The organism is Uliginosibacterium sediminicola (assembly GCF_039631295.1).
GTDB classification, from domain to species: Bacteria; Pseudomonadota; Gammaproteobacteria; order Burkholderiales; family Rhodocyclaceae; genus Viridibacterium; species Viridibacterium sediminicola.
In genome coordinates this window covers 337,242-360,790 of the sequence record NZ_JBDIVE010000003.1, presented here as the reverse complement: position 1 = coordinate 360,790, position 23,549 = coordinate 337,242, and the positions used below count along the sequence as shown (strand labels likewise).

Sequence of the window (23,549 nt, the reverse complement as noted above, 5' to 3'; positions counted from 1 at the left end):
CCACGCATGATAAAGGTCGTTCAGAGCCGTTCACGGCCCTTGTCAGCAGATCAGCCAGCGCACAGGTACATGCGGATCTCGTGATCGGTGCCGTACTCCAGGGTGCTCAGCGGGCTGAGCTTGAGCGGCGCCGCGCCGAGCAGGTAGATCGGTGTATTGGCGCGCAAGCCGGCACCCGGCACCAGCACACGGGTCGGCTGGCCACGCCGCGGCGCATCGAGCACCACCACGCTGAGCTCTCCGGCGCCATCGTCCGCCATGGCGGCAACAGGCGTGCCGCCGAGCAGCTCAACCCCGACACGCCCCATGCCCGGTGTACTGCGCCAGACGCGGCGCACTGCACCGACGCGCCAGGTGGCGCTGTCGGGCATGTGCATGCCGAGCAAGGTGCCAACGGCCAGATCGCTGGCCTCGTCGAGCCGCGCATCAGCGCCAATGCCTTGCAAGCTGGCGTCCTGCAGCTGCCAGGCATGCGGCGCGCGGGCGCGCGGATCGCCAGCGAGGCGCAACGCAAACTGCTGCAAGCCGGGCACCACCAGCATGGTGCCGGGCAAGGGGTGGCGGCGATGGCGACGCACCGGCGGCTCGCTCGACCAGCAGCGGATCATGTGCGAAAGCGCGCTGGCAACCTTGCCACCCGATGCATCGACCTGACCGGCACTGATCAGGGGAGCCGGAATCTTGCCGCTGGCCACTTGCTCCAGCATGTCCTGCAGCGGACCGGAGGCCACCGTGCCGCTGAAAAAGCGCGCCAGACCAAGCGTAGCGGGCCGCCGCACGAGGCGTGCGGGCGCTTCCGGACCGCTCAGATCGACCCATTGCAAGCTGGCGGCATCGGCGTGCTCGGTCAGCTCAAGATAGGGCAGCACATACTGGATCAGGCGCGAGGAGACTTCCAGGCGGAAGGCATCAAGCTGATCGACACCCAGACTGTTGAAAGCCAGCGCACGCAGGTATTCGCGCTCGACCGTGGATTCGGTCCCGCGGTCGCTGCGCAGCTGGACATTGCGCTGCGCCACATCGGCCAGCAGCGCCAGCCGGTAAGCCTGGTTGAGCACCGCCCAGGTATTGGGCTGGATCGGGCCGTGCTGGAAGGCATCCCACTTGATGCACTGGGTGCCGGCACGGATGGCACGGATCGACAGCTCGGCGATCTCGCTGCGCGCCAGAGCCTCGGTGTCGGCCTCCACCGCCATCAGGCTCTCGGCGTAGGTCTCGAACAGCTCGCCCCAGCAACGGCGCACGATCTGCCACAGCCCATGCCGCGCCGGCGAGAGCGTAGCGCTGAGGCTCAGATAACGTTCCAGCGCGGTACGCGCCTGACGCTGCACGGCTTTGTCGAGTTCGAAAATGTGGCGCAGACGCGCGGCGTGAGGGAGATCGCTACGCGCACGGGCGGCGTGCACCTGGCCGACAACCTGCTGCAGGGCCTGGTTGGGGTCCATGTGCTGAAGCACCAGCAGCGGACTTGCCAAGCCCGCTCCTTCAGGTGACACCGGCGGGCGGGTTACGCCTCGCGTCAGATCGCTCATCGACAACACTGCAGCTCCCCTCAGTATTGATTTTGTTTGTTTTGTCGAATTTATTTTACCGACAGAATGCCGAATGCCAAGACCGTTCGTCACACTCTGTGCGATAAGTCATCCGCGTTAGAATCGAGGCTTAAGCCAAGTCAACGACTACCGCACTGCAACAGGAAATCCATGCGCCAGTACCATGAACTCATGCGCCACGTGCTCGAACACGGGCACCGCAAAACCGACCGCACCGGCACCGGCACCTTGTCGGTATTCGGCTGGCAGATGCGCTTCGACCTGGCCGCCGGCTTTCCGCTGCTGACCACCAAGAAGCTGCACCTGCGCTCGATCATCCACGAGTTGCTGTGGTTCCTGCAGGGCGATACCAATATCCGTTACCTCAAGGAGAACGGCGTCTCGATCTGGGACGAATGGGCGGACGAAAACGGCGACCTGGGGCCCGTTTATGGCAAGCAGTGGCGACGCTGGGAGACGCCTGACGGCCAGGTTATCGACCAGATCAGTCAGCTGATCGAGGGGCTGAAGAAGAATCCGGACTCGCGCCGTCACCTGGTCAGCGCCTGGAATCCGGCCGAAGTATCACGCATGGCCCTGCCGCCCTGCCACGCGCTGTTCCAGTTCTATGTTGCCGACGGCAAGCTCTCCTGCCAGCTCTACCAGCGCAGCGCCGACATCTTCCTCGGCGTGCCCTTCAACATCGCCAGCTATGCTTTATTGACCCTGATGGTGGCCCAGGTCTGCGATCTGCAGCCGGGCGAATTCGTGCATACCCTGGGCGACGCGCATCTATACCTGAACCACCTCGATCAGGCGCGCCTGCAGCTCTCGCGTGACTTCCGCGCGCTGCCGACGATGACGCTCAACCCGGCGGTGCGCGACATCTTCGGCTTCCGCTTCGAGGACTTCACGCTCAGCGGCTACGAGCCGCATCCGGGCATTGCGGCGCCGATTGCCGTATGAGCGGCGCGCAGATCAAACTCATCGTCGCCGCCGCCGACAACGGCGTGATCGGTCGCGACAATGCGCTGCTGTGGCGGCTGCGCGAGGACATGCGCTACTTTCGCGCGACCACGCTCAACCACCCGGTGATCATGGGGCGCAAGACCTGGGAGTCGGTCGGTCGCCCGCTGCCGCAGCGGCGCAATATCGTCATCACACGCCAGCCGGACTTTGTCGCCGAAGGCGCCGAGACGGTAGCTTCACTCGACGCAGCGCTGGCCCTGTGTGCCGACGAGGCTGCGCTGTTCGTGATCGGTGGCGAGCAGATCTACGCCCTGGCGCTGCCACTTGCCAGCGAAATCCACCTCACCCGTGTGCATTGCACACCGGAGGGCGATGCCTTTTTCCCGCCGCTCGACGCCCAGGCCTGGGAAGAGCGCATCGTCCAGCAGCAGGCGGCTGACGCCTTCAATGAGCACGCTTTCGAGACCTGCGTGCTGACGCGCAAAGCGCTTTAAAACATCCGCCCAAACAAAAACGGCGTGGCCTCTTGCGAGGTCACGCCGTTTTCACTTCGGGCGATCAGCCGCGCGAAGGCGGCCGGTCAATCGATTCAATCAACGCTCATCGCGACGCGAACGCGAAAAGTTGCTGCGCTCGCCATCACGACGCGGCGCCGGACGCGAATCCGCCGCAGGACGTGCAGCAGGACGGCTGTCGGCCGAGCCCGCATTGAAGCGCGGACGCGAATCGACCGGACGACTGTCGCCGGCAGGACGCGGTGCATCGCTGAAGCTGCGACGCGGCGCATCGCCGAAGTCACGACGCGGACGATCCGAGAATTCACGACGCGGTGCATCGCTGAACGAACGGGCCGGCGCATCGCCAAAGCTGCGACGCGGTGCATCCGGATTGAAGGGACGGCGCGGTGCATCGCCGAAGCTGCGCGGCGCAGCATCGTCAAACGAACGCGGTGCGCGATCTTCAAAGCGGCGCGGGGCTTGCGAGTCGTTGAACGGGCGACGCGGCGCATCGCCAAAATCACGACGCGGACGGTCGGCGAAGTCACGACGCGGTGCGTCGCCAAAGCTGCGCGGTGCATCACCGAAACTACGACGCGGTGCGCCATCACGCGGCTCACGACGCTTCGGCGGTTGCGGTTCCAGACCGGCGATCACGCTGGGGTTGAAGCGCTGTTGGGTGTAACGCTCGATGGCCATCACTTTCGGACGGTCGCGGTACTCGGCCAGCGTCACCGCCACGCCACTGCGACCGGCACGGCCGGTACGGCCGATACGGTGCACATAGTCTTCGGCCTTCATCGGCAGGCCGAAATTGATCACGTGGCTGATCGTCGGCACGTCGATGCCGCGCGCGGCAACGTCGGTAGCCACCAGCACGCGGATGCGGCCGTCACGCAGGCTCTTCAGGCGGCGATTACGCACCGCTTGCGGCATCGCGCCGTGCAGGGCCGCAGCGCTATGGCCCTCGGCTTCGAGTTCGCCTGCCAGGGTGTCAGCATCAGCTTGGGTGCTGGTGAACACGATGGCTTGATCGATGGTGGTGTCACGCAGCCAATGGTCGAGCAGCTTGCGCTTGTGCGAGAAGCCATCGACCCAGTGCAGGGTTTGCGCGATGTCGGCGTGCTTGTCACCGGCCGAGGCCAGTTCCAGACGGCCCGGCTCGTTCATCAGGCGCGCAGCCAGCTGCATGATGCGCGGCGCGAAAGTGGCCGAGAACATCAGGGTTTGCGAACGCGCTTCGCACAGCTTGTGGATCGCTTCCAGATCTTCGGAGAAGCCCAGGTCAAGCATGCGGTCGGCTTCGTCGACGATCAGGCTGGCGACGTGGTCGAGGCGGATCTGGCGGCGGTTGGCGAGGTCGAGCAGGCGACCCGGCGTGGCAATCACCACCGAAGCGCCCTTGAGCGCTGCAATCTGCTTACCGAAAGGCATGCCGCCGACAACGGTGGCGATACGCACGCCACGTGCATGACGCACGATATTGATGGCATCCGCAGCGACCTGGGCAGCCAGTTCGCGCGTCGGGCACAGCACCAGGATGCGCGGGCCGAGGAAAGTGTTGAGCTTGGTATTGGCTTCGCTGAGCAGGATGTTGATGGTCGGCAGCAGGAAGGCGGCGGTCTTGCCGCTACCGGTTTGCGCGCTGACCATCCAGTCGCCGCCCTTCATGGCAGCAGGAATCGATTCGCGCTGCACCGGCGTCGGTTGCGTGAAACCCAGGGATTCGATGGCGCGCAGCAGAGGCTGGGCCAGACCAAAAGCAGCAAAACCGTTTTCAACTGCCGGGGCAGCCAGCTCGGGGGAGGTGTTTTCTGTATTGTTAACTACGTCGTTCATGTGCAAATCACTTCAGCCACAGCCAAGCCCGAACGCGTCAATCACCGATGCCGCAAAGGCATAGGCAAAAGCATTCCATGCGCCGTCTTGCTGGCGCGTGCGGACTGGAGGCGAATGAAGCGCTCCGTCATCGGCATGCGATCTCATCGCGCATGCCAGGTTGGTCACAACATCGACCAACAGACGGAAAGTGCAGCAGGACGGGCTGCAAGATCGGCTCCTCGATCTGATACCTTGGGAGCCATGCTGGGGACGATGCTACAAAGCTTGTGCATTGACTGATGCATTGCACAAGGCCGCGCATCATTCCATAAACACGCCACCAGCACAAGAACTTTCTATTGGATTCTCGTCAAGATGTGTAAAACGACCCGCAATGCTGATGAATTTGCCCACAACAACACCTCGCTTGCCAGGACAATCAGCGCTCTGCCCAAGCGGATTCACACCATGCTGCGCCTCCTCGCCCGCCTGCTTGTCCTGCTGCCCCTGCTGCTGCCCCTTTTCGCCCGCGCAGCCTGCCCGGCGGCCCCGGCGCCGATCCGCGACATCGAGGCCAACTCTTTCTATACCGACGAACATCATTCGCTGATCGACAAGGCGCTCGAAAAGCAATACCACGACAACATCAAGCCGCTCGAAGACTATCTGCGCAAGGTCGCGGCACTGGCGGACCAGCGCATCGACAAGCGCGATGACGAAGCGGGCCGCTGCGCGATCAGCTGGCTCGACGCCTGGGCTACAGGCGGCGCGCTGCAGGGCAGGATGATCAACGGGCGCGGCGATACGCAGGCGCAGTTCGAACGCAAATGGCTGCTCGCCGGCCTGTCGCTGGCCTATCTCAAGGTACGCGAGCTGGCCACGCCCGAGCAGGCGCAACACATCGCGGCCTGGATGCAGGACATCGCCGATCAGTCCCTGGCGCTGTTCGATTCGCCCAAGCACAAGCGCAACAATCATTACTACTGGGTCGGTCTGGCGGTGATGGGCACGGCGGTCGCCACCGACAGCGCTGCGCATCTCATCAAAGCGCGCGCGGTGTTCGACAAGGCGCTGGACGACATCGCCGACGATGGCAGCCTGCCGATGGAAATGGATCGAGCCGGCATGGCCCTGCACTATCACAACTTTGCGCTGGCGCCGCTGGTGCTGATGGCCGAGCTGGCCAAACACAAAGGCGAGGACTGGTACGCGCGCCGCGATCAGCGCCTGTCATTACTGATCGCACGCACGGCAAGCGGCATCGAAGATCCGGCCTGGTTCCAGCAGCGCACCGGAGTGAAGCAAAAGCCGGTCGAGGGCGCCGTCAAATGCTGGGCGCTACTGGCCGGCAAAGCCGAACTCGCGCCGCCAGGCGCCTGCCGCTACAACCACTTCGGCGGGAGTGTGGTGAGCCTGGCTGCAGCGCTGCACCACTGAACGCCCCCCTTCACCGCAAAGGCGCAAAGGAAACGCAAAGGGCCGCAAAGAAAACAATTTTTGTGGTTTCCTTTGCGGCCCTTTTGTCTTTCTTCGCGCCCTTCGCGTCAAAGACATCGCAATCAAACGCAGCGACACGCCGCCAACACACGCTAGCCCGGCAGCGACTGCACCGTCACCGCGTCGAACTTGCCATCGCGATAATCGGCGAGGGTCTGCATGATCTCCTGCTGCGAGTTCATGACGAAGGGGCCGTACTGCGCAATCGGCTCATTCAGCGGCTGGCCTGCGACGAGGATGACGCGCGCATCCTGCGCTGCCTCGATGAGCACGCCTTCGGCGCCGTCATTGGCGAGGATCGCCATGTAGCGATCGGCCACCGGCTTGCCGGCCACATTCACTTCACCGCGATAGGTGTAGAGGAAGACATTGTGTCCCGCCGGCAAGGGCTGGCTGAAGCGGCTGCCGGCCGGCAGATGCACGTCCAGATAAAGCGGTTCGGTATCCGGCCGCGTCACCGCGCCCTGCACGCCATGGCTCTCGCCCGCAATCACACGCACCGTTACGCCGGCGGAGGTGACAAACTCGGGAATGTGCTCGCTCGGGATGTCGCGGTAAAACGGCGCGATCATCTTGTTCTTGGCCGGCAAGTTGAGCCACAGCTGGAAGCCTTCCATCAGGCCATCTTCCTGCTCGGGCAATTCGGAATGGATCAGGCCGCTACCCGCCGTCATCCACTGTGCACCGCCGGGACCGAGCAAACCTTCATTGCCGGCATTGTCGTGATGACGCATGCGCCCGGCGAGCATATAGGTCACGGTCTCGAAGCCGCGATGCGGATGATCGGGAAAACCGCCGATATAGTCTTCCGGATTCTCGTTGCGGAAGGCGTCGAGCATCAGAAAGGGATCGAGCCGGCGCTGCAGCGGCTGCGTCAGTACGCGGGTCAGCTTGACGCCGGCGCCATCCGAGGTCGCCACGCCCTGCACCAGGCGCTCTACGGCGCGCGAGCGGGCGATCGTTTGTTCTTGGATTCTCTGTTCGGGGGCATTCATGTTGCTCTCCTCGTTCTGTCCGCGTCATCCCCGGAAATGCGGGGATGACGCGGCTACAAGCTTAAGCGCTAATCGCGGCAATGTCGCTGCGCGCATCGGCCAGCGCACGGGCCGCAGCCTCTTCACCCATGGCCAGACCCTCGGCGTAGATGAACTGCACATCGGTCATGCCGAGGAAGCCCAGCACGGCGCGCAGATAAGGCACTTGCGAATCGGCCGGGGTGTCGCGATACAGACCGCCGCGCGCCAGCACCACGTACACCTTCTTGCCCTTGAGCAGACCTTCAGGACCATTGGCGGTGTAGCGGAACGTTACCTGTGCGCGTGCAATGGCGTCGATCCAGGCCTTGAGCTGCGCCGGCACGCCGAAGTTGTACATCGGCACACCGAGCACCACCACATCGGCGCTCTCGATTTCGCGGATCGCGGCATCGTCGAGGGCCACGCGTGCCACTTGCTCGGGCGTGCGCTGATCAGCCGGCGTAAATAAAGCACCCAGCGCGGCTTCGTCCAGGGTCGGATGCGGGTTGCGGCCGAGGTCACGCAGGACCAGGGATGCATTCGGATGCAGGCTTTGCAGACGGGCGACCACTTCGTCGGCGAGGCGGCTGGAGTGGGAGGCTGTGGCGCGGACGCTGGAATTGATTTGCAGGATGTTCATGTTCGTTCTCCGTGGCGGTGGGTTGGTCTGACGCTGTGAGTGCAGCGCATGGACGAACTGTAACGCCGGCAAAAACGGGACAGAAGACATCGAAATGGATTACATTGTTCCATCAATGAGACAAACGATGAGGGTTTGCCATGGAACTGGACGCCAATGACCTCTTGCTGTTCGCCCGCGTGGTCGAAGCGGGCAGCTTTACCCAGGCGGCCGAACGCGTCGGCTTGCCCAAGTCCACCGTCTCGCGGCGCATTGCGGCGCTGGAAGCGCAGCTGGGCGAGCGTCTGCTGGTGCGCAGCACGCGCCAGCTGGCGCTGAGCGAATTCGGCAGCGGCGTGCTCGAACACGCCCGCCGCCTGCTTGAAGAAGCCGAGGCGGCGCAGTCCTTCGCCCTACACCGCCAGGCCACACCGCGCGGCCGCCTGCGCGTGTCCTTGCCGCCGGGCTTTACCGAACACTTCATCCTGAGCAGCTTTTTCCTGCAGTTCTGCGCCGACTATCCCGAGATTCGCCTGGAGCTGGACCTTTCCGCGCGCCGCGTCGATCTGCTGGGCGAGCAGTTCGATCTGGCGATCCGCATTGCCAGCAGCCTGCCTGACGACGCCACCCTGATCGCCCGGCGCATCGCCGACCTGCCCTGCGGGCTGTACGCCAGCCCGGCCTATCTCAACCGCTTCGGCCGCCCGCAGCACCCCGATGAACTGCTGCAGCACACCGCTCTGCACATGCTGGCCAGCACAGGTGACAACCCGCCCTGGCGCTTGCTGCGCGGCAAGGAGCGCTGGGAAGGCCTGCCCAACGGGCCGCTGGCTTCGAACGCCATCGAGCTGGTGATGCAGATGTGCGCCCACGGCCTGGGCATCGCGCCGTTTACCGAGCGCTTCATGCAGGCCGCCGTGGATGAAGGACGGCTGGAACGCGTGCTGCCGGAATGGTCGGCGCCGACCGTGGTGCTGTGGGCGGTGATGCCCGGACGCAAGCTGATGCCGGCGCGCACACGGGTGTTTCTCGATGCGCTAATCAGCGCCATCCAGGTCTGCTCCTCGGTGCGCGATCAGGGCTTGCGGCTGCCCCCCGCCCTGCTCGCCCCGGGCCTGCCAGGAGGCCTGTCAGGCGTCTAGCGGCATGCTCAGCTCGGTGAGGATCGATATCTCGCCGAGCAGGGTTTTGTGGATCGGGCACATATCGGCGATGCGCAGCAAGGAGGCTTTCTGCTCCTCGCTGAGCGTGCCTTCGACTTCGAGCAGGCGCTTGAGCACGACGCCTTCCGGCGACTTGCTGTGGCTGACCGAAACCTTGATCGACTGCACGGCGAAGCCCTTGCGCTTGATATACAGCTCCAGCGTGAGCGCTGTACAGGAGGCCAGTGCGCCATCGAGCAGATCGTGCGGATCCGGATGCACGCCACTGCCGCCGGCAGCGGGGTCGATATCCACGCTCAGTGCGTCCGCACCGAAACTCACCTCACATGCCGTCTTGCCGCTGACCTGGGTCCAGCTCGCCTGTGTCGCCATCTCGTCTCACCTGTTGCTGATCTCGTGGCAGCCAGTGTAGCGCAGCTATTTGAGGGCGGCTTCCAGGTGCTGGATCAGGCGCATCAGCTCACCCGAGGTCAGACGCATTTCTTGCGCCGAATTGCCAACGCTCTGGATCGTTGCGTCATTGCTCTCCAGCGACGAGGAAATGCGCTCCATATTGTTGGCGAACTCGTGCGAGGCGAGCGATTGCTGGTGCAGCATGTTGGAGATGTCCCCCGACAGGCGCGTCGCTTCCTCGCTGGCAGTGTGGATCTCGGTCAGCTGCTCGCAGCTGCGGCGGATGTCGCCAGTGCTCTGCACGATGCTATCGGAGACGCCGTCCATGCTCGACACCGCCTGCGAAGACTGCGCGGTGATGGCATTGATCGCCTTGTGAATGTCAGCCGTGCTCAGCGCGGTGCGCTCGGCCAGCTTGCGTACCTCGTCCGCCACCACGGCAAAACCGCGGCCCTGTTCGCCGGCGCGGGCGGCTTCGATCGCCGCATTGAGCGCCAGAAGATTGGTCTGGTCGGCAATTTCGCGGATGATGCCGGTCGTTTGCGCCACCAGGCTGATGGTTTCATTCACTTCGCGGATCTTGCCCTGCGCCGCCTGCGCCGCCTCGACGGCCTGCTGCGAGCTGGAGATGCCGACCTTCACCACCGACAAGCCTTCGCCGGCGCATTCGCGGGTACGTTCCACCGCCGTCAGGCTGCCGCGATTGCTCTCGGTCAGCTCATTGATCGCCACGCTCATCTCTTCCATCGCAGCCGCGGCTTCCATGATGCGCGAGGACTGCTGCGCCGACTGTTCGACGAAGGAGCGCATTGCGCCATCGAGCTCGACCGAGCGCTGTTCAACCTTGCGCGCCGCGAGCAGCACGTCGGCGAACACCGCACGCAGGTGGATGCGCGTCGTCTCCAGCAAGGAGAAGGTTGTCTGGAACAAGCCCTTGGGCACATGCACCGGCACGTCGAGCTTGCCTTCGTCGATGGCGCGGATGGCTTCGGCAATCTGCCGCAGCGTGCTCGCCTGTACCACACCGCACCAGGCGCCATAGGCCGCAATCGTGAGCGCGGCAATCAGGCCGGCCGCCGCGCTGAGGGCGCCGTCGGTAAAGCCCGCCAGCAGACTCAGCACCGCCACGCCCGCTGGCACGGCATACGAAAGCACGCGCGCCAGCGGCCAGGTGCTGTTCTTCGGGGTCGCCGGGAAAGCGGCTTTGCCGTTGCGGATGGCGGCATACAAGGCATCGGCCTCCGCCACCTGGGCACGCGAGGGCACCAGGCGCACCGACATGTAACCTACGGGGTGACCGTTCTCGGTTAGCGGTGTGACATAGGCATCCACCCAGTAAAAATCACCATTTTTGCAGCGGTTCTTGACCATGCCGCGCCACGGATTACCCGATTTGAGCACCCGCCACATATCGGCAAACGCCTCCGGCGGCATGTCCGGATGACGCACCATGTTATGCGGCTGACCGATCAGCTCCTCACGCGTAAAGCCACTGATGTCGAGGAAGGATTCATTGACATAGGTAATGACGCTCTGCAGATCGGTCTTGGTGACGATGGGGCGGCCCGGCACCAGAAAGCGTTCGGTGCTCGTGACAGGAAGATTCTTTCTCATGAAAACTCCCGAATAATGGGTAGGCAGCTTGAACATGAATTCCTACGTCATTCTCCTACAAAGCTTTAAGCATATTTGTACGGCATTAAGGTTAACCCTCAGTGATGCGTACCGGCGCAGCGCCGCACCGCTGCACTGGGCGCCACGCGCCGGCAGTGCTAGCATCGCCGCTCCATGCAGATCCATGACATCGACGAGCGCCTTGCCAGCCTGGGCGCCAAAACCGTTCACCGCCAGCGCGTGCTGCGTGCCTGGCTGCGCGCGCAGGCGCTCGACCACGGCCCGCGCCCGGCCGAGCACGACCTGCCACTGGCGTTACGCAATGCCTTGCCGGCGCTGGACGAAACCCTGCAGGGCCTGGCCCGCCTGCGCTCCGTACATCCCAGCGCGGATGGCTCAGAGCGCCTGCTGGTCGAGCTCGCCGACGGGCAGACGGTGGAGAGCGTGTTGCTGCCGCGCGAGGGGCTGTGCGTTTCCTCGCAAGTGGGCTGTGCAGTCGGCTGCGTGTTCTGCATGACGGGACGCGACGGCTTGCTGCGCCAGCTCGGCAGCGCAGAGATCCTCGCCCAGGTCGTGCTGGCGCGCCGTCGCCGCACGGTGCGCAAGGTGGTCTTCATGGGCATGGGCGAGCCGGCACACAATCTGGACAATGTGCTCGACGCCATCGAAATGCTCGGCACGCTGGGCGACATCGGTCACAAAAACCTGGTCTTCTCGACCGTCGGCGATCCGCGCGTCTTCGAGCGCCTGCCGCGCGGCCCGGTCAAACCAGCGCTGGCGCTATCGCTGCACACCACGCGCGCCGATCTGCGCGCCGAGCTGCTGCCGCGCGCACCGCGCATGACGCCGGAAGAGATCGTCGCTGAAGGCGAGCACTACGCGCGCAGCACCGGCTACCCGATCCAGTATCAATGGACGCTGATCGAAGGCGTGAACGACAGCGCGGAAGAAATGGACGGCATCGTGCGCCTGCTCAAGGGCAAGTACGCGCTGATGAACATGATTCCCTACAACACCGTGCCGGAACTGGGCTTCAAGCGCCCGGACTGGGAACGCGCCCGTGAGCTGGCGCGCAGCCTGCACGCGCGTGGCGTGCTGACCAAGCTGCGCAATTCGGCGGGTCAGGACATCGACGGCGGCTGCGGCCAGCTACGCGCACGTGAGGCGGCCACACACAAGATCACCCTGCAGCGGCGCAAGGCGGGCGGCGCTTCTAGTGGCGGTTCGCAATCTCTGGATCAGTCAGGCCACGATGTCAGATAGCGGTCTCTGACGCGAAGGACGCCAAGAAAAGCGAAGCTTCGCAAAGGCTCAAGTCGCAGGAAGCGCTTGAGCAGATTCCTTTGCGAAACTTTCCTTGTTTTTCTTCGCGTCCTTCGCGTCAAAAATGCCTTGCTTGAACGCATTCACAAACAATAAAAAGCGCCTCAGACCTTGTCGAGCGCCAGCTCGGCAATATCCTGCCCCAGGAATTCGGCCAGCACGGCGACGATGACGCCATGATCATCGCGATGCGGCAGGCCGGAGACGATGATCGAGCCGACACAGCCGCTGCCACGCAGGCGGATCGGGAACGCGCCGCCGGACAGCGCCAGTTCGTCAGCCCCGGCGCCGAAGCGCTCGAACAGCGAGTAGCCATTCTTCTGCACATTCAGCGCAAAGGCGTAGGAGCTTTTGTGGAAACGCATCACGACATTACGCTTGCGGCGGATCCAGTCGACATTGTCCGGCGTGGTACCGGGCATGGCGTAGAAGAACAGCGGATGGCCGGCGAGCTGGATGTCGATGGCCGCCTTCTTGCCCAAGGAGGCGATGTAATCCTTCAGGCGCAGACCGATCGCCAGCGCCGTCTCGGCATTGAACTGCTCGAACTGCAGGCGCTCCTCCTGCAAGGCCAGGCGGGTGAGGTCGTCGTCGAGTGCCATGTCTGCCGCTCCGTATCAAAGGCGCCGAGTGTAGCCCGGAAGCACGCCGACCGAGCGCCGGGCATCAATCCTCCTGCAGCAATTGCGCACGGATCTGCAGCAGCTCCTTGCGCCGCGCGGCCGTGGTCTTGGGATACGCCAGCTGGAGCGATTTGAAGTGCGAGAGCAGGATGCGCGCAACGATCAGGCGTGCGCTCTGCTTGTCGTCCGCCGGCACCACGTACCAGGGCGATTGCTCGGTACTGGTCGCGGTGAGCGCTTCTTCGTAGGCGTGCATGTACTGATCCCAGAAGCGGCGCTCAACGATGTCCGCCTGGCTGAACTTCCAGTTCTTCTCCGCCTCGTCGATGCGCGCAATGAAGCGCTGGCGCTGCTCTTCTTTCGAGAGATGGAGGAAGAACTTGATGATCTGCGTGCCATTGGCATGCAAGTGCTGTTCGAAATCGCGGATCGAACGGAAGCGCTCCCGCCAGATGTCCTTGGCATGCTTCTGCGCATCGGGCAGGCGCTGCGCCTGCAGTATTTCCGGATGCACGCGCACGATCAGCACTTCCTCGTAGTACGAACGGTTGAAGACGCCGATGCGCCCGCGCTCGGGCAAGCTGCGCATGCTGCGCCAGAGGAAGTCGTGGTCCAGCTCTTCGAGACTCGGGTGCTTGAAACTGAACACCTGGCAGCCCTGCGGATTGATGCCAGAGAGTACGTGGCGGATGACACCGTCCTTGCCCGCCGCGTCCATGGCCTGAAAGATCACCAGCAGCGCATGCTGATCGCTGGCGTAAAGCAGCTGCTGCTGGGCGCTCAGCAGCGCGACATCGCGCGCCAGCCGCGCCTCGCCCTCCGCGCTGGAGCGGCACAGCGGCTTGATGCGCGTCGGCCATTGATCAAGCTTGACGCGCTGGCCCTCCGCCACGCGAAATTTCTGCGGATGGATTTTCATGGTGCACCTCGAAGTCGGCAAGCGCTTGGCTGGGGTCCTGCTCAGGCTGATTGTGCGCCGCAAAGCCCTGCACCAGTACATCGATGAATTCACGTACCGCCGGCACCATGCCGCGCCGCGAGGGGAACACGACGTGGATCAGTTCTTCGGGCAGGCTGAAGTCCGGTAGTAGCTGGATCAGCTGACCCGAGTCCAGTGCGCCCTGCAAGGCGGTATCCGGCAGATAGGCGGCGCCGATGCCGGCGATTGCCGCACGCAGCTGCGCCTTGAAATCGTCGCTGATCAGCCGTGGCTGGTGGCTCACTTCGATATAACTGCCGTCGCCACTGCGGAAGTGCCAGATCTGCTTGCCGCCACCGCGCAGGGTGCCTGCGACGGTCGGCACATTCGCCAGCTCGCGCGGGTGCGTCGGGCTGCCGTAGCGGGCGATGAAGGCGGGGCTGGCCACCAGCTTGCGATAGCTGTGGCCCAGCGGGCGCATGGCCAGCTCCGAGGCTTCGAGCGGCGGCCGGCGCACGCGCAACGCGAGATCGAAGCCCTCCTCGACCACATCGACGCGGCGATTGGTCGCCTCCAGACGCACCTGCACGCCGGGATTGGCCGCCAGGTAGCGTGCCACCAGCGCGGCGACGTGACTCTCCACCACGCCAATCGGGCAGGCAACGTGGATCAGCCCCTGCGGACTGGAACGCGTGCGGTCGATGGTGTCCTGCGCGGCCAGGGCTTCGGCCTCCAGTGCCGCGCAGTGGCGGTAATAGGCCTGGCCGATCTCGGTCACCGACACGGCCCGCGTCGTGCGCTGCAAGAGCCGCACCCCCAGGCGCTCTTCAAGCTGCTGCACGCGCCGGCTGAGCATCGAAGTCTGCAGCTTGAGCGCCCGTGCCGCCGCGCTGTAACCGCCATGCTCGACCACCTTGGCAAACAGGAACATGTCATTGAGGTCTTGCATGGCGGGGCTCCGGCGTTAAAGCAGAATTATTGCAAAAATAGAAAGCTCAATGACAAATTCGCTTGTTTTTTAAAAACTGTTGCGCCACTAGACTGCAGTTGTCGCGGCAGACTTCTCGATACGCCGCACCGACTAAGCGGCAGCTCGTCACGCGCCGCCCTGACAGGAGAGCATCATGATCGAACGCAGAGCCTTTGCAGAACTCGGTGGCGCCGACCACGGCTGGCTCAAGGCCAAGCACCACTTCTCGTTTGCCGATTACTACGACCCGGCGCGCATGAGTCACGGCGCCCTGCGCGTCTGGAACGACGACGAGATCGCCCCCGGCACCGGCTTTCCGCCGCACGGCCACGCCAATATGGAAATCATCACCTATGTGCGTGAAGGCGCCATCTCGCACAAGGACAATCTGGGCAACAGCGGCCGCACCGAAGCTGGCGATGTGCAGGTGATGAGCGCCGGCAGCGGCATCCGCCACTCCGAGTACAACCATGAGGCGGGCAGGACGCGCATCTTCCAGATCTGGATCGAGCCGGACCAGCGCGGCGGCGAGCCGACCTGGGGCGCCAAGCCCTTCCCCAAGGCCGAGCGCGAAGGCAACTTCGCCGTCCTCGCCAGCGGTCTGCCGGCCGACAGCGGCGCCTTGCGCATCCGCGCCAATGCGCGCGTGCTGGGCGTCACGCTGAAAGCCGGGCAAAGCGCTGAATACGCGCTCGGCACGCAGCGCCGCGCCTATCTGGTGCCCGCCGTCGGCGCAGTCGAAGCCAATGGCGTGCGCATCGACACGCGCGACGGCGCAGCGATTGAGGACGTCGAGGTACTCAAGGTCACCGCCCTCAGCGATGCCGAAGTGGTCCTCGTCGACGTCGCCTGAGGATGGCTATCACGACCATAGCTTGAACGCCCCGCTGGCGGCCTGATCTAATCAGCATCAGGTCGCCACTTCGGCGCAGATCGGCCGCCTTCCGGACGGCCAAGGAGTCCGCCATGCAACACGTCACGATGTACAGCACCAACTGGTGTCCGTTCTGCCTGCGCGCCGAGCAACTGCTCGCGCGCAAAGGCGTCGCACAGATCGACAAGATCAATATTGAAGAGCTGCCCGAAGCGCGCGCGCAGATGATGAGCCTCACCGGCCGGCGCACCGTGCCGCAGATCTTCATCGGCAGCCATCACGTCGGCGGCTTCGACGACCTCGCCCAGCTCGAACGCGCCGGCGAACTCGACGCCCTGCTCGGCAGCACGCCCGCGCAAACTTGAGCGGCCGCGCTTGGCAAGCCAGCGGACGCGGATTAGAATCGTTCGCTCACGTGGGGGGGTAGCTCAGCTGGGAGAGCGTCGCGTTCGCAATGCGAAGGTCGGGAGTTCGATCCTCCTCCTCTCCACCACGAATTCCCATATAAAACAGCGCAGTGCATCGTCAGATGCCTGCGCTGTTTTGCTTTGCGGCCACGATTTCGGGGGGCGCCTGGCTGCGCCACAGGCCGTGCGCATCGCCCATCCGGTACGGCAGCACACAGCAGTTACGCAACTTCCGTCACACTCCGAACGATAATTAAATTTTGATATTTATTTAGTAAATATTTTTATGTTTCCGGTAACATCGACGCCGAAAGCCGTCGGAGTACGGCTTATCAGCTCATGGGAAGCACTGCGATGTAGCTCTTGTCGCCGCGCATCCCGTTCGAGGGTAAGGCAAGAATGCCTATCTATATGATGTGAGGAGACACAATTGAAAGCGTTAAGAAAATACGGCGGTTATGCCGCATCAACGCTACTGTGCGCGCTGGCTCTGGCCGGCTGCGGCGGCAATAGCAGCAATAATGACAGCAGCTCGACCGCAAGCTCATCGAGCTCATCGGTAGCAGTCGCGGCAACGCCGATCAGCTGCCCGGCGACCAGCACCACGCTGTACTTCTGCGATGACTTCCAGAACGGCAAGTCGGACAACTGGGATCTGACGCCCAACGGCTCGGATGCGTCATTCGCCGTGGTCGATGCGACAGACGTCAATGGCGCAACGACCAAAGCCCTGCAATACACCGCAGGCACCCTCAGCGTCCTCAGTGCAGCGTCCAGCGGCGTGGTGGCCTTGATCAAGGACACCGTGTGGGCCGCCAAGGTCGGCACCAAGGGAGACTATTACGTCGAAATGCGCATCCAGCCGCAAACCAACTCGACGACCGGCAACAAGCAGCTGTACATGATTGGCCGCTACAAGGACAACTCGAACTGGAATCTGGGCGGTCTGAATGTCCAGAACAGCACCGGCAGCACCCAGGTGGAAGCCGGTTACACGGTATCGGGCTCGATCAACCGCGCCTTCCAGTCGAAGAAGCCGATCAGCAACGGCAGCTGGTACACAGTGCGCCTTGAAATGATCGGCACCAAGCTGACGATGTATCTGGACGGCGACAAGGTGTACATGGGCTCGGCCGACTCGATCACCGATTCGACCAGCGGCTTCACCTCCGGCAAGATCGGTCTGTTCACCTACAACAAGTCCTTCCTGATCGATGATGTAAAGGTGGGGGACCCGAGCGTCAAGCCGACACAGCTCTCGCTGAGCACCAGCGCCACGACCTACATCGCCGAAGCCGGCGATGCGGCCCTGCCGATTACGGTCACTGCACTGAAGACGGATAGCTCGGCAGACACCTTCACGGTCACGTCGAGCAACCCGAGTGTGGTGTCCGCTGTGGTCAGTGGTACGACGGTGACGCTGACTCCGCTCACAGCAGGCAGCTCGACGATCAAGTTTGTCAGTGGCTCAGATCCGACCGTGGTCAAGACCATCACCGCCACGATCTCGCCGAAGTACGTCGACTCGACGACGACCTACACCCTCACCGGCAAAGTGCTGCCGGCCGTCGGTGAGACCGCCGCCTACACCGACGACAAGCTGCAACTGACCTTCGATTCGACACCGACTCTGGGTACTTCCGGCACCATCCGCATCTTCAAGAAGAGCGATGACTCGCTGGTCGACAAGCTCCAGCTCAGTGGTGAAACCGACTCGATCGGGACCGGCGCAAAGCAACGGGGTGTCAATACCACGCCGATCCAGATCAGTGGCAATACGGTGACGATCACCCCGCACAGTGGCAAGCTCGCTGCCGGCACCACCTACTACGTCGGTATTTCCAGCACAGCCTTCACGGGTGCGACCCTGGCCGGCACAGCCTTTAACGGCATCGGCAAGGCAGCAAACTGGAGCTTCACCACCAAGGCTTCGACGCCTGCAGCGGGTCTGGCTTCGGTGTCGGTTGCCGCAACGGGGACGACGGCGGACTTCCGAACGGTGCAATCCGCGCTCAACTACTACATGACCAACACCAGTGTTGCCAACCCTGTCATCAACGTGGCAAACGGCACGTACAACGAACTGCTGTACCTGAACAGCCGCGCCAATGTGACGATCAAGGGTGAGAGCCGCACCGGCGTGATCATCCAGTACAACAACTACGATACGCTCAACAGTGGTGGTGGCTCGGGTGCAGCCTCTGCAACATCGGGTGGTGGTCGCGGTGTGTTCCTCGCGGAAGACAGTGACCTGCTCACGCTCGACACGCTAACGCTGAAGAACACGCACACCCGTAGTTCGCTGTACTCGAACCAGGCTGAAACCATCATGTACAAGTCGAGCAACAACACGCATCGACTGGTCGCCAAGAATGCTGACTTCTACAGTGAGCAGGACACGATCTACGTGACGGGCTATTCCTGGTTCTACAACACGCGGATCTCGGGCAACGTCGACTTCATCTGGGGGCAGAACAACATCGCACTGTTCGAAAACAGCGTGATCGAGATGATCGGTGACTCGCAGTATCCGGCCACCACCTCCGGTTATGCCAACGGCACGGGCGGCTACTACCTGCAAGCACGCGTCAATGCAGGTGCCAAGGGCTTCGTGTTCCTCAACAGCACGCTGACCAATGCCGATGGCCCGACAGGCGTCAAGGTAGCGACCGGTGCAAATGCCGCGTCCTATCTGGCACGTGCAGCCTCCGGCAGCTGGGAAGACAACATTGCCTTCATCAATTGCCGCATGGATACCCACATTGCAAGCGCGGGCTGGGCGGCCAACGTCGCGGGCAACCCGAATCCGAACCCCTCGACCGCTACGGCTACCAAGGGCTGGCGTGAATACAACAGCATGACGCTGGGTGGTGTTCCGCTGGATGTTTCGGGCCGCTCGACGACCAGCAAACAGCTGACGGCGGCTGAAGTGACGTCGGCTGATCTGGGTGACCGTGCAAGCGTGTTCAAGCCAATCGGCTGGACGCCGGAGCCTTGATCCGGTAGTTCTGGCAGCAACAAAAAAGGATGGCTTCGGCCATCCTTTTTTTATTGTTGCGCGGCGCAAGACGCTCCGCCCCCCGTGCGTGCGTGCGTGCGCCAGTGCTTAGACCTCACCGCTGTCGTTGCTGATTGCATCAGCCAGCAAGCCGGCGACGTGCTGGACGACCACGTCCTTGTCGCGCCGCACGTGCCAGGCAATGTGCACAGGGAAGCTGTCTAGCGGTATGGGCGGCTCGAACACGGCGAAACGCCCGTCGTCCTTGGGCACAAAGCGGTTGGGCACCACGGCGATCAGGTCTGACTGCAGCAGCAGGTTTGGCACCATCAGGAAACTCGGCACGATCAGGCTGACGCGGCGCTCCAGCTGATGCGCCAGCAGGGCGCGGTCGACCGAGGCCTCGGTGTCGCCGCTGGCCGACACACTGACATGCGGGTGGCTGAGCCAGCGCTGCAAGGAGAAATCCGCCGCCGCCGGGTGCCCTTTGCGCATCACGACCCGATAGAACGTGCGCCGCAACTCGCGCATGCGGAACGACGCACCGGGCGGCGGCAAGGTGGCCATTGCCAGATCCACCGTACCCTTGGTCAGTTCATCCAGCACCGCCGCCGGGCCGCGCCAGGGATAGATGACCAGGTCGACACCTGGTGCCGTGCGGGCCACGTCGGCATAGAGCTGGCCGACCACCAGACTGGCTGCAAAGTCAGGCATGTTCAGATGCACGGTTTGCTGCAGCTGCATGAGGTCCGGCGCAACGGGTTCAACCAGGGCCAGCGCGTCGGCCAACAGGTTCTTGAGCGGCAGGCGCAGGCTGTCCGCCTTGGGCGTGCGCCGCATCATGCCCTGCCCGCGCAGCAGCAGGGGGTCCTTGAACAAGTGGCGGCAGCGCTCCAGTGCGTTGGAAACAGCGGGCTGTGACATGCCTAGCCGTTCGGCGGCACGGGTGACATGCGCCTCATCGAGCAGGGCATCGAGTACGGTCAGCAGATTCAGGTCTATTGCGCGTAAATTCATTTAATCAATAATCCAAAATACGATCAATCCATTGGATCGATTAGCATGCAAACCATAATATGGAACTGTCTTCACCGCGGCAAGGCTTTCCCGCCCGCAGCAGTGCAGACGACAGGCAGCACACACACGACGGGCTTGATCCGCCGCGGCCAAAACGCAAGATGTGTCTGCATGACCCTTCCCTCAAATTGAATGGAGCATGACCATGAAAAACCTCAACACCCTCGCACTTGCCAGCATTGCCGGCGTTCTTCTGAGCAGCTCGGCCTTCGCCTCGACGGTCAGCAGCAACCAGCTCAACAGCGTCAAGGCCGGCATCTCGTCCAGCGAAGTGCAACAACTGCTGGGCAAGCAGGAAGGCACCGCCAACTGGAACAACGGCACGCGCTCGCTGACCTACTCGCTCAACAGCGATGCCATGGCCCGCGTCTATGTCGACATCGACAACAAGACCGACAAGGTGATCAACGTTGCTATCAAGAAGGCTGACTACTGAGCCTTGACCCCTTGCCTGCCCAGCAGTTCAAAACGGGCAAACTCAGGCGGCCCAGCCCATGGCAGCAGCCAGTTCGCTGGCCGTAGCCAGCCGCCGCCGGCCGAGTGCCGGCAATCGCTTACACGCCAGGGCAAGGCGTCCAGCAAAAGCAAAAGCCCGATCCACGGATCGGGCTTTTGCTTTTGGGCTGCAGGAGGACTGCACTGCTCTATTCGAGCTGCAAGGCGACGTAGAGCAGGAAGCGATCGTCAACGCGCGCCAGGTCCAGGCCGGTGATCTCGCCGATCTGCCGCAAGCGGTAATCCAGGGTATTGCGATGGATGTGCAGGCGCTGCGCGGTCAGGGCCAGATTGCCATTGGCGGCGAACCAGGCCTGCAGGGTGCTGCGCAACAGCCCCTGCCGACGGTCTGCCGCATCGAGGCGCTGCAAGGGCGCGTGCAGTTGCTCGGCACGCCAGCCGCTGCCCAGGGTCGAGAGCAGCACCGGCAGGCGCAAGTCGTAATACGACAATTGCGTGCTGCGCAGCTTGCGCGTGCCGGCAATTTTCAGCGTTGCTTGGGCGCTCTGCCAGGAAGGCGCCGCGCCCTCGACGGTAGTGAAGACCATGCCCATGGCCAGCTGGAACGCCACGCTGCATTCGCGCTTGAACCAGGTGTGCAAGGACTCCAGCGCAGCCCGGGCGCTGTCAGGCTGAACATCGGCCAAAGGCAACAACACGACCAGTGAAGTCGCCGATTGCGCGGCGCTCAGGTAGTCCGGATGCACGGCGGCCAGCCGCTGCTGGCAGTGCTGTATCTCGGCCAGCGCAGCATCCGGGCTGAGTTCGCCATCCAGGCGCAGCAATAGGGCCACGCGCGGCCGCGTCAGATCGATCTCCAGACGGCTGGCCCAGCGTTGCAGCTCGGCGCTGCCGGCTTTGTCGGCATCGATCAGCTGCAGCACGAATTCCTCACGGTAACGCACATCGCGCTGCAGATCGCGGTTGAGCAGGTTCTGCTCGAGAATCATCTCGGCCGTCATGCGCACCAGCTCACCGAACTGGCGGACCGCCTCGGGCTCGCCGCTGAGGCCGACCACGCCGCACAACTGCCCGCGCACGGTGAGCAAAAGATTCACCCCCGGCCGCGCCCCGGCCAGATAGCGCGTGGCCTCGGCATCGACCTCGACCGTGCGGCCCTGGGCGATAGCCAGCTGGGCCGCAGCATGCACACAGCCCAGGCGCTCGGCCTCACCGCTGCCGATGATGACGCCGCGCGCATCCATCACATTCACATTGAACGGAATGATCTGCATCGTGCGGGCGACGATCTGCTGGGCGATACGGGCGTCGAGCGCAAACATGAGCAGTGCACTTTCACAAAAAAGTTACACAAATAAACCACTTTATTGTGTGACTATACAATGCAATACGTTTATGAGCTCATTAGTATTTCTATTAGGCAGACACCAAAAAAGGAGACACTCATGAACACCGCAAGCCCCGGCGCCCAGGCGCCTGACGCCCTTCTCGAAGGCGCCTATCGCAAGACCATCTGGCGGATGATCCCGTTCATCTTCATCTGTTATCTCTTCAACTACCTGGACCGCGTCAATGTCGGCTTTGCCAAGCTGCAAATGCTCGACGCGCTGCAGCTCTCCGAGACCGTGTATGGCCTCGGCGCCGGGATTTTCTTCATCGGTTACGTGCTGGCCGGCGTGCCCAGCAACCTGATTCTCCACAAGGTCGGTGCCCGGCGCTGGATCGGCACCCTGATGATTGTCTGGGGCGCGCTATCGGCCTCCCTGATGTTCGTCAGCTCGGCGCAGTCGTTCTACATCCTGCGCTTTTTCACCGGCATCGCCGAAGCAGGCTTCTTCCCCGGCATGGTGCTGTACTTCACCCACTGGTTCCCGGCCGAGCGCCGTGGCCGCGTGATGGCGCTGTTCATGTCGGCGATCCCGATCTCCGGCGTGCTCGGCGGCCCGCTGTCGGGCTGGATGCTCAACCACTTCCAGGCCGGTCAAGGCGGCCTCGCCGCCTGGCAATGGCTGTATCTGCTGCAAGGCCTGCCCACCGTGCTGCTCGGCATCGCCGTGTATTTCGTGCTGCATGACAACGTGGCCGGGGTCAAATGGCTCAGCTCCGCCGAAAAGCAGGCCATGCAAACCGCGCTGGTGGAAGACGAAAAGCGCCGCAGCGCCGGCACGGTGTCGGTCGACTCCTTTGCCAGCGTGCTGCGCAATCGCAATGTGTGGATGCTCGGTGCGGTGTACTTCAGCATCCAGATGGGCGTCTATGCGATCAACTTCTGGCTGCCCTCGATCATCAAGTCGCTCGGCTTCCAGAACCCGGCAATGATCGGCTGGCTCAGTGCGATCCCCTACTTTGCCGCCAGCATCTTCATGATCCTGGTCGGTCGCTCGGCTGACCGCCGCCGCGAACGCCGCTGGCACCTCAGCGTGCCGATGCTGATGGGTTTTGCCGGCCTGCTCATCGCCACCAGCTTTGCCGATTCCCCCGCGCTGGCCATCCTCGGCCTGAGCATTGCCACCATGGGCGCGCTGACCGGTCTGCCGATGTTCTGGCCACTGCCGGCCGCCTTCCTCGGTAGTGCCGCCGCCGCGGGCGGTCTGGCGCTGATCAACTCGCTGGGACAAATCGCCGGCTTCGTCAGCCCCTACCTGGTCGGCTGGCTCAAGGACGCTACCGGCAGCACCCATGTGGCGCTCTACATCCTGTCCGCCGTGCTGTTCTGCGGCGCCATGATCGTGCTGAGCATTCCGGCCAAAACCGTCAATCGCTGAGCGAACGGACAAGGGC

21 protein-coding genes, 1 tRNA gene and 1 pseudogene are annotated in these 23,549 nt (G+C 63.3%); 11 read left to right on the top strand and 12 right to left on the bottom strand.

The features are described from left to right. Window positions 1-50 precede the first annotated feature (50 nt). A complete protein-coding gene (locus ABDB84_RS08580) occupies window positions 51-1,475 on the bottom strand; it encodes a hypothetical protein (RefSeq protein WP_345919299.1) in 1,425 nt (474 codons plus the stop codon). 228 nt (window positions 1,476-1,703) lie between these two features. On the opposite strand from ABDB84_RS08580, the gene ABDB84_RS08575 reads away from it, so the two are divergent. Both ABDB84_RS08575 and ABDB84_RS08570 read left to right on the top strand, forming a co-directional pair. Then, window positions 1,704-2,498 carry a thymidylate synthase gene (locus tag ABDB84_RS08575; RefSeq protein WP_345919298.1) on the top strand — a complete coding sequence of 265 codons (795 nt, stop codon included), beginning with the start codon at window positions 1,704-1,706 and terminating at the stop codon, window positions 2,496-2,498. Continuing rightward, complete coding sequence (locus tag ABDB84_RS08570) at window positions 2,495-2,995, top strand: dihydrofolate reductase (RefSeq protein WP_345919297.1); 501 nt, start codon at window positions 2,495-2,497, stop codon at window positions 2,993-2,995. Before ABDB84_RS08575 ends, ABDB84_RS08570 begins: the two co-directional genes overlap by 4 nt. Window positions 2,996-3,094: 99 nt before the next feature. Here ABDB84_RS08570 and ABDB84_RS08565 read toward each other — a convergent pair whose 3' ends face one another. After that, on the bottom strand, window positions 3,095-4,837 hold the full coding sequence (locus ABDB84_RS08565) for a DEAD/DEAH box helicase (protein ID WP_345919296.1): 1,743 nt from the start codon (window positions 4,835-4,837) through the stop codon (window positions 3,095-3,097). A gap of 450 nt (window positions 4,838-5,287) precedes the next feature. Here ABDB84_RS08565 and ABDB84_RS08560 point away from each other — a divergent pair, with 450 nt between their 5' ends. Beyond that, window positions 5,288-6,256, top strand: a complete 969-nt coding sequence (locus ABDB84_RS08560; RefSeq protein ID WP_345919295.1) for an alginate lyase family protein — start codon at window positions 5,288-5,290, stop codon at window positions 6,254-6,256. A gap of 152 nt (window positions 6,257-6,408) precedes the next feature. Here ABDB84_RS08560 and ABDB84_RS08555 read toward each other — a convergent pair whose 3' ends face one another. Then, window positions 6,409-7,311: a pirin family protein gene (locus ABDB84_RS08555; protein WP_345919294.1), complete on the bottom strand. Its 903-nt coding sequence runs from the start codon at window positions 7,309-7,311 to the stop codon at window positions 6,409-6,411. 61 nt (window positions 7,312-7,372) lie between these two features. Further along, window positions 7,373-7,972, bottom strand: a complete 600-nt coding sequence (locus ABDB84_RS08550; RefSeq protein ID WP_345919293.1) for an FMN-dependent NADH-azoreductase — start codon at window positions 7,970-7,972, stop codon at window positions 7,373-7,375. Between the two features lie 140 nt (window positions 7,973-8,112). Between ABDB84_RS08550 and ABDB84_RS08545 the strand changes: the two genes are divergently transcribed. Then, the gene (locus ABDB84_RS08545; RefSeq protein WP_345919292.1) at window positions 8,113-9,093 is read left to right on the top strand and encodes a LysR family transcriptional regulator; all 981 of its coding nucleotides are present in this window, start codon (window positions 8,113-8,115) and stop codon (window positions 9,091-9,093) included. Here the strand turns inward: ABDB84_RS08545 and ABDB84_RS08540 are convergent. The 3 genes and pseudogenes from ABDB84_RS08540 to ABDB84_RS20070 all read right to left on the bottom strand — a co-directional run. Beyond that, the gene (locus tag ABDB84_RS08540; protein ID WP_345919291.1) at window positions 9,082-9,486 is read right to left on the bottom strand and encodes an OsmC family protein; all 405 of its coding nucleotides are present in this window, start codon (window positions 9,484-9,486) and stop codon (window positions 9,082-9,084) included. The genes ABDB84_RS08545 and ABDB84_RS08540 overlap by 12 nt on opposite strands. 45 nt (window positions 9,487-9,531) lie before the next feature. After that, window positions 9,532-10,788, bottom strand: a complete 1,257-nt coding sequence (locus ABDB84_RS08535) for a methyl-accepting chemotaxis protein (protein ID WP_428715082.1) — start codon at window positions 10,786-10,788, stop codon at window positions 9,532-9,534. Window positions 10,789-10,791: 3 nt separating this feature from the next. Next, a pseudogene (locus ABDB84_RS20070) lies at window positions 10,792-11,121 on the bottom strand (PAS domain-containing protein); the annotation flags it as partial. 174 nt (window positions 11,122-11,295) lie between these two features. Here ABDB84_RS20070 and ABDB84_RS08530 point away from each other — a divergent pair. After that, window positions 11,296-12,384: an RNA methyltransferase gene (locus ABDB84_RS08530; RefSeq protein ID WP_345919289.1), complete on the top strand. Its 1,089-nt coding sequence runs from the start codon at window positions 11,296-11,298 to the stop codon at window positions 12,382-12,384. A 164-nt stretch (window positions 12,385-12,548) separates the two neighbouring features. Here the strand turns inward: ABDB84_RS08530 and ABDB84_RS08525 are convergent, their stop codons facing one another. The 3 genes from ABDB84_RS08525 to ABDB84_RS08515 form a co-directional block, all read right to left on the bottom strand. Further along, window positions 12,549-13,046, bottom strand: a complete 498-nt coding sequence (locus ABDB84_RS08525) for a heme-degrading domain-containing protein (RefSeq protein ID WP_345919288.1) — start codon at window positions 13,044-13,046, stop codon at window positions 12,549-12,551. Window positions 13,047-13,110: 64 nt separating this feature from the next. Further along, window positions 13,111-13,986, bottom strand: a complete 876-nt coding sequence (locus ABDB84_RS08520; RefSeq protein WP_345919287.1) for an ADP-polyphosphate phosphotransferase — start codon at window positions 13,984-13,986, stop codon at window positions 13,111-13,113. Further along, the gene (locus ABDB84_RS08515; RefSeq protein ID WP_345919286.1) at window positions 13,931-14,935 is read right to left on the bottom strand and encodes a LysR substrate-binding domain-containing protein; all 1,005 of its coding nucleotides are present in this window, start codon (window positions 14,933-14,935) and stop codon (window positions 13,931-13,933) included. Before ABDB84_RS08515 ends, ABDB84_RS08520 begins: the two co-directional genes overlap by 56 nt. A gap of 175 nt (window positions 14,936-15,110) precedes the next feature. Here ABDB84_RS08515 and ABDB84_RS08510 point away from each other — a divergent pair, with 175 nt between their 5' ends. From ABDB84_RS08510 to ABDB84_RS08495, 4 genes are all read left to right on the top strand, one after another. Next, window positions 15,111-15,809, top strand: coding sequence for a pirin family protein (locus ABDB84_RS08510; RefSeq protein ID WP_345919285.1), 699 nt, complete (start codon window positions 15,111-15,113; stop codon window positions 15,807-15,809). Window positions 15,810-15,922: 113 nt separating this feature from the next. After that, on the top strand, window positions 15,923-16,195 hold the full coding sequence (grxC, locus tag ABDB84_RS08505) for a glutaredoxin 3 (protein ID WP_345919284.1): 273 nt from the start codon (window positions 15,923-15,925) through the stop codon (window positions 16,193-16,195). Window positions 16,196-16,247: 52 nt separating this feature from the next. After that, window positions 16,248-16,323 (top strand) — tRNA-Ala (locus tag ABDB84_RS08500). Between the two features lie 344 nt (window positions 16,324-16,667). After that, window positions 16,668-19,235 carry a hypothetical protein gene (locus tag ABDB84_RS08495; protein ID WP_345919283.1) on the top strand — a complete coding sequence of 856 codons (2,568 nt, stop codon included), beginning with the start codon at window positions 16,668-16,670 and terminating at the stop codon, window positions 19,233-19,235. Window positions 19,236-19,343: 108 nt separating this feature from the next. Here ABDB84_RS08495 and ABDB84_RS08490 read toward each other — a convergent pair whose 3' ends face one another. Then, entirely contained in the window at window positions 19,344-20,252 is a 909-nt protein-coding gene (locus tag ABDB84_RS08490) for a LysR family transcriptional regulator (RefSeq protein ID WP_345919282.1), read from the bottom strand. 205 nt (window positions 20,253-20,457) lie between these two features. Between ABDB84_RS08490 and ABDB84_RS08485 the strand changes: the two genes are divergently transcribed. After that, window positions 20,458-20,748 (top strand): hypothetical protein, encoded by a 291-nt coding sequence (locus ABDB84_RS08485; protein ID WP_345919281.1) that lies wholly within the window; start codon window positions 20,458-20,460, stop codon window positions 20,746-20,748. 208 nt (window positions 20,749-20,956) lie between these two features. Here the strand turns inward: ABDB84_RS08485 and ABDB84_RS08480 are convergent, their stop codons facing one another. Next, window positions 20,957-22,090 (bottom strand): sugar diacid recognition domain-containing protein, encoded by a 1,134-nt coding sequence (locus ABDB84_RS08480; RefSeq protein WP_345919280.1) that lies wholly within the window; start codon window positions 22,088-22,090, stop codon window positions 20,957-20,959. A gap of 123 nt (window positions 22,091-22,213) precedes the next feature. Between ABDB84_RS08480 and ABDB84_RS08475 the strand changes: the two genes are divergently transcribed. Beyond that, window positions 22,214-23,533, top strand: coding sequence for an MFS transporter (locus tag ABDB84_RS08475; protein ID WP_345919279.1), 1,320 nt, complete (start codon window positions 22,214-22,216; stop codon window positions 23,531-23,533). Window positions 23,534-23,549: the final 16 nt, after the last annotated feature.